The sequence below is a fragment of the Bradyrhizobium sp. genome (genome assembly GCF_049512235.1).
GTDB lineage: Bacteria > Pseudomonadota > Alphaproteobacteria > Rhizobiales > Xanthobacteraceae > Bradyrhizobium.
In genome coordinates, this window is sequence record NZ_JBEKXH010000409.1 from 1 (window position 1) to 5805 (window position 5805).

General features: G+C 64.9%; 6 protein-coding genes, 1 tRNA gene and 1 pseudogene. 1 reads left to right on the forward strand and 7 read right to left on the reverse strand.

All coding sequences use genetic code 11. The annotated features are described in order from the left end of the window. Positions 1-50: 50 nt before the first annotated feature. The 7 genes and pseudogenes from ABSG20_RS27755 to ABSG20_RS27785 form a co-directional block, all read right to left on the reverse strand. On the reverse strand, positions 51-506 hold the full coding sequence (locus tag ABSG20_RS27755; RefSeq protein WP_423867673.1) for a DUF2948 family protein: 456 nt from the start codon (positions 504-506) through the stop codon (positions 51-53). A 19-nt stretch (positions 507-525) separates the two neighbouring features. Then, positions 526-1815, reverse strand: coding sequence for a UDP-N-acetylglucosamine 1-carboxyvinyltransferase (gene murA / locus ABSG20_RS27760; RefSeq protein ID WP_423867674.1), 1290 nt, complete (start codon positions 1813-1815; stop codon positions 526-528). A gap of 86 nt (positions 1816-1901) precedes the next feature. Next, positions 1902-2093: pseudogene (locus ABSG20_RS27765) on the reverse strand (epimerase); the annotation flags it as partial. Between the two features lie 53 nt (positions 2094-2146). Further along, positions 2147-2650 (reverse strand): hypothetical protein, encoded by a 504-nt coding sequence (locus ABSG20_RS27770; protein ID WP_423867675.1) that lies wholly within the window; start codon positions 2648-2650, stop codon positions 2147-2149. Positions 2651-2815: 165 nt separating this feature from the next. Next, complete coding sequence (locus tag ABSG20_RS27775; protein ID WP_423867676.1) at positions 2816-3124, reverse strand: UBP-type zinc finger domain-containing protein; 309 nt, start codon at positions 3122-3124, stop codon at positions 2816-2818. A 22-nt stretch (positions 3125-3146) separates the two neighbouring features. Continuing rightward, positions 3147-4847, reverse strand: coding sequence for an FAD-dependent oxidoreductase (locus ABSG20_RS27780; protein WP_423867677.1), 1701 nt, complete (start codon positions 4845-4847; stop codon positions 3147-3149). A 64-nt stretch (positions 4848-4911) separates the two neighbouring features. Then, positions 4912-5127, reverse strand: coding sequence for a hypothetical protein (locus ABSG20_RS27785; protein ID WP_423867678.1), 216 nt, complete (start codon positions 5125-5127; stop codon positions 4912-4914). 358 nt (positions 5128-5485) lie between these two features. Between ABSG20_RS27785 and ABSG20_RS27790 the strand changes: the two genes are divergently transcribed. Beyond that, positions 5486-5560, forward strand: a tRNA-Thr gene (locus ABSG20_RS27790). The last annotated feature ends 245 nt before the right edge of the window (positions 5561-5805 follow it).

Here is a 5805-nt window from a genome sequence, read left to right on the forward strand (position 1 = left end):
CATGGTGGGCACGGCGCCAAGAGCGCCTTTGCCACCCCACGCACTGCAGCTCAGACTTCCTGCTCCGGGGACTTGGCGCCCGCGCCGGAATCGCTCACGCCGAGATCGTCCATCCCCAGATCGGTCAGCTCGCATTCCAGGCATTCGACGTCCAGCCGCAGCGCGCCGCCCTGGCTGAACAACAGCACCGCGCTGCCGCCGGGCGGCTCGCCGGGATGAAACTCGATCCCGAGCAGTTCCAGCGCGGCGTCGTCCGCCCGGCCATCGATGTTACGCGACTTGCACGACAATACCCGGTCGAAGCGCAGCGCCGCGATCAGCCGGCACGGCGAGGTTTCGCCCGTCAGCGTCTGTTCCCAGTCGAGCCGGCTCATGCCGATCACCAGCCGCTTTTCGCCTTGCCGCCAGATGATGTCGGCGGTCTTTACTCTTGCGTCCTGCACATGCGCCGAGATCACGGCGAGATCGTCGGCATCGAGCGCCATCAGTTTGAGCTTTGCCATCACCGATCACACCCCCGGTGCTTCAGTCGCTGATGCGCTCGATCGAGGCGCCGCAGGCGGAAAGCTTTTCCTCCAGCCGCTCGAAGCCACGATCGAGATGATAGACGCGGTTGACCATGGTCTCGCCTTCGGCCGCAAGCCCCGCGATCACCAGCGACACCGAGGCGCGCAGATCGGTCGCCATGACCGGCGCGCCGCGCAGCCTGGCGATACCCTCGATGGTGGCGGTCTCGCCGTCGAGATGAATCCGCGCGCCGAACCGCGCCAGTTCCTGCACATGCATGAAGCGATTCTCGAAAATCGTCTCGGTGATCTCCGAGCAGCCCCCGGCGCAGGTCATCAGCGCCATCAGTTGCGCCTGCAGATCGGTGGGAAAACCTGGAAACGGCGCGGTCGAGACCCTGACCGGGCTGATGCCCGTGCCATTGCGGGCGACGCGGATGCCTTCATTGTCGGAGCTGATGGCGGCCCCAGCCTGCATCAGCACGTCGAGCGCCGATTGCAGCAATTCGGGGCGCGCCCCCGAAAGCTTGACGTCGCCGCCGGTCATCGCCACCGCCATCGCATAGGTACCGGTTTCGATGCGGTCCGGCAGCACGGTGTGGCGCGCGCCGTGCAGCCGGCGCACGCCCTCGACGACGATGCGCGGCGTCCCCGCGCCCAGGACGCGCGCGCCCATCTTGTTCAGGCAGAGCGCGACATCGGCAATTTCCGGCTCGCAGGCCGCGTTATCGATGATGGTGGTGCCGCGGGCGAGCGTTGCCGCCATCATGGCGACATGGGTGCCGCTCACCGTCACCTTGGGAAAATCGATCGCCGCGCCCTTGAGGCCACCTGGCGCCCGCGCCACCACGTAGCCGCCGTCGATGGCAATTTCGGCGCCGAGTTTTTCCAGCGCCATGATCAAGAGATCGACCGGCCTGGTGCCGATGGCGCAACCGCCGGGCAGCGACACCCTGGCCTCGTGCATCCGCGCCAACAACGGCGCGATCACCCAGAAGCTCGCGCGCATCCGCGACACCAATTCGTAAGGCGCCGTGGTATCGACGATATCGGCCGCCGAAATATGCAGGGTCTGGCCGCGATATTCGTGGTCGCCGGGCCGTTTGCCCACCGAGGTGATATCGACGCCGTGATTGCCGAGAATGCGCTGCAGCTGGGCGACGTCGGCAAGCCGCGGCACGTTGTCCAGGACCAGCGTTTCCTCGCTCAACAGGCCCGCAATCATCAATGGCAGCGCGGCATTTTTCGCACCCGAGATCGCAATGGTGCCGTTGAGCTTGCGGCCGCCGACGATGCGAATGCGATCCATGCCGATTCCTGCTTTTTGCCGGGGGAAGTATAGGGCGAACAAGGCCCGGATGGCAAAAGCGTGAAATTTGCGGCTATTTGATGGGATCCCGCCAATTGCAATTCGATGGCCGAATAATCCAGGAAATCATCGTGCACGATTTCGCGCAGCTTGGCGTGCAATTGTCCGCTCGGGCGGCGCCCGACCGCGAGCACGCTTTCCACGCCGGGATCGCGCAGGCATTCGCGCAAGCAGCCCTGCCCGACCATTCCGGTGGCGCCGAACAGGATGACTTTCATCCGTCGAGGAACGCGGGCAGGCGACAAGCTTTTGCCGGTCGAACGCGCATCGATCAGGCGTAGCCCGGCGTTGGGCGAAATCGTCTTGCCGCGCCGATGATGACGATCACGAAGAAAGCCAGCACGATCCCCTGGATCACCAGGAATGGCGGCTCGCTTGGCGGCACGCTGGGGGCCAGCGCGTGCAACGGCCCGATCTTCAGAAAAGCCTGGATGACCAGAACGAAGATGTTGAGATACAGCGACAGCATCGCGGTCACCACATAGATCGCACGCCACGCGCCCGCAAGCTTCATGACGTAAAGCGCGACACAGGCGATCGCCAGCAGCACCAGCGAAAGAATGCCGATCATATGCGAGGGCAAGAGCTGGGTGAACGGAAACAGGAAGCCGGTGGCGCTGGTCAGAATCGTGAACAGCAGGAACAGCGCGGTCAGGCCCTGCATCCGGTTGGAGCCGAGCAGGCCGATCATCACGATAATGCCGGCGACGATGGCGACCAGGCTGATGATCACATGCAGCGCGGTAAAGGTGGCAAGACTCATTCCGAGGATCATATTACATTCCCTCTCATCGGATGGATGAAAGGCTACGACGCCGCAGGGGAAAATGCCATACTTGCGTCAGCTCCGGCGTCAAATTCAGCCCGCGGCGGGGGTCCAAAAATGCGGCGCGCGATGCCTCCGTTTCTGGCATGGTGGTTGCCGGAAGGAAAACGGACCTCAATAATAGCGCGGGATCGGACCGTCATGGGGGGTCTTTCGCTGCGACAGATCGAACAGCACTTCGTCGACGTAGCACCAGCCCCATCCCTCCGGCGGATCGTAGCCCTCGATGACTGGATGTTGGGTGGCCTGGAAATGCTTGGTGGCGTGCCTGTTGGGAGAATCGTCGCAGCAGCCGACGTGACCGCAGCTGCGGCAGATCCGCAGATGCAGCCACTGGCTGCCGCTCTTCAGGCATTCCTCGCAACCCAGCGCGCTCGGCTTGACGTCGCGGATGCCGGCAATATGGCTGCATTGCTTGGCCATGCCCTGTCTCCATCTCCTGCCGCTACAGCGCCGGTTTCGCCGCGCCGCCAAGAAAGCCATGTAACGCCGCCACCACCTGGGCGCCCTCGCCGATCGCGCCGCCGACCCGCTTGACCGATCCCGAGCGCACATCGCCGACCGCGAACACGCCGGGCACCGAGGTTTCCAGCTGGGTGACCGGGCGCCCCTGATTTTGTTCCGACTGCGCGCCGGTGACGACAAAACCGGCGCGGTCGAGCGTGACGCCGCAGCTCTCGAGCCAGCCGGTGGCGGGATCGGCGCCGACGAACAGGAACAGATTGCGGATCTCGATGGTGGTCGCTTCGCCGGACAAGCGGCTGCGCCAGCGCACCCGCTCGAGCGAAGCGTTTTCGGCGCCTTCGAGGCCGACCACCTCGGTGTTGAACATCAATTCGATGTTCGGCGTGGCTTCGATGCGCTCGATCAGGTAGCGCGACATGCTGGCGCCCAGGCCGCCGCCGCGGATCACCATGTAAACCTTGCGGGCATGGCCGGACAGGAACACCGCGGCCTGGCCGGCGGAATTGCCGCCGCCGACCAGCACGATGTCCTGCGCCGCGCACAGCCGCGCCTCGATCGGCGAGGCCCAGTAGAACACCCCGCGGCCTTCGAACCGATCGAGATTGTCGATCTCCGGCCGCCGGTAGCGGGCGCCGCTCGCGACCACGATGGAACGCGCGCGCAACGCCGCGCCGCCATCGAGCGTCAGCGCGAAGGCGCCGTCGGTGCGCGCGCAATCGAGCGATTTCACCTCGACCGGAATCATGATCTCGGCGCCGAACTTCTGGGTCTGGCTGAAGGCGCGGCCGGCCAGTGCCTGGCCCGAGATTCCCGTCGGGAAGCCGAGATAGTTCTCGATCCGCGCGCTGGCGCCGGCCTGCCCGCCGTAAGCGCGCGAATCCAGCACCACCACCGACAGACCTTCGGAGGCGGCATACACCGCGGTCGCAAGCCCCGCCGGACCGCAGCCGACGATCGCCGTATCGTAGATCCTGTTCCCGGCCGGGCCGCCGATCATGCCGAGCGCGCGCGCCAGTTCGGTCTCGCCGGGATTCTTGAGCACGGTGCCGTCGGCGGTCACCACCAGCGGCCAATCCGAGGGCTGCGGCGAATAACGTGCAATCAGTTCGGCGGCATCGTTGTCGCTTTCGGGGTCGAGCAGATGATGCGGAAAGCCGTTGCGGGTGAGAAATCCCTGCAGGCGGACGACGCCGCTCGAATTCGAAGGCCCGATCAAAACCGGCCCGCCGACGCCGCCCTGGATCAGGCTGACCCGGCGCAGGATCAGGGCGCGCATGATGCGCTCGCCGAGATCGGCTTCGGCGACCAATAGCGCGCGCAGTCTATCCGGCGGGATCAGAAGGGTTTCGACCTCGCCCTCGGCATGGCCGTCGACCAGCGCGATGCGGCCCGAGAGCTGGCCGATCTCGGCGGCGAATTGCCCCGGTCCCTGATCGATCACCGGCGACACATGCCCGAGGCCATCGCGCTGGGTGATCGCGATATGGCCGGACAAAACCACGAACATGCCGGGCCCGGGCTTGCCGGTTTCGAACAGCAGCTCGCCGTTCTTGAAATTGCGCAGCTCGCCGAACCGGCGCATCCGCGCGATCTCCTGCGCCGTGAGCGTCGGGAAGGTCTGTTCGAAACGGACGAACACGCGCGCCGGCACGGCGGTGCTGCCTTCGGTCGCGGGGGCCACGGCGATCTCCCTCTCACATCACAACAAGCTAGCCTAGCAAAAACCTGCCAGCGACCGAACCCGGCTATTCGCCCGGCTTTTTTCCGCTGCCGTCATGTGGGGAGAGGTCATCCCGATTGGAAGGTGCGCCCGCAGCATCGCCGCGCCGGCGCGCCTGCGATTTTCGCCGCTTGAGATTTTCGCGCAAAGCCTGCTTCAGCCGCTCCCGGGCCGGATTTCTGTCCGGATTTTTCGGTAGCCTTGCCCTTTGCGCCTCGCGGTCCGGCTTGTCGTCCGTCATCGTGAACCCGTCTCAAATGTGTCATGCTGGCCACGGAGGATACACCGGGCGGCCAAATCCAGTCACTGGCGGCATTGCCGCAACCTATTCGGACGGCTGGCATCGCCTGGTCGAAAAGCACGATGCTTCCATCCCGCGGCAGAGGTCATGATTCGCGCGATCAAGACACCGGTTGAGCTGGGCGGCCAATTGGCGAACCGGATCGGGCGGTTGCAGGCGGCAAGCCGGCCTCCAGCGCCGAAGATGGCCGTCTTTGACGGCGTTGCAGGGCCGCCGACCGCTTGCGCCAGCGGGGGCCTTGTGGCAAGGATCGGCCCGCTCTAGGGCCCTTCAGGCCGATTCTCAAGGTACCGGGCGCGCTGCCGTAGCTCAGTGGTAGAGCACTCCATTGGTAATGGAGAGGTCGACAGTTCAATCCTGTCTGGCAGCACCAGTTTCTGCCCGTAGGATGGGTTGAGCCCTTCGCGAAACCCATCTCTTTTCTTTCGCCGGCGGAGAGAGACGGGTATCGCTTCGCTCCAACCATCCTACGTCCTGATGGCGAGCCGGCTTTTGCTGTGCAGCGAGTAGTCCGCATGAGCGCAGCGATACGCGGGACCACCGCAAGCAAGGAAGCCCGGATGGCGCTTCGCTCATCCGGGCTACGCGTGCTCATGAAGGTTTTTATTCATAAAGCTT

Excerpts from the sequence above, each read along its gene's own strand:
- murA (WP_423867674.1), bottom strand. The coding sequence starts at position 1,815 with ATGGATCGCATTCGCATCGTCGGCGGCCGCAAGCTCAACGGCACCATT.
- ABSG20_RS27770 (WP_423867675.1), bottom strand. The coding sequence starts at position 2,650 with ATGATCCTCGGAATGAGTCTTGCCACCTTTACCGCGCTGCATGTGATC.
- ABSG20_RS27775 (WP_423867676.1), bottom strand. The coding sequence starts at position 3,124 with ATGGCCAAGCAATGCAGCCATATTGCCGGCATCCGCGACGTCAAGCCG.
- ABSG20_RS27785 (WP_423867678.1), bottom strand. The coding sequence starts at position 5,127 with ATGACGGACGACAAGCCGGACCGCGAGGCGCAAAGGGCAAGGCTACCG.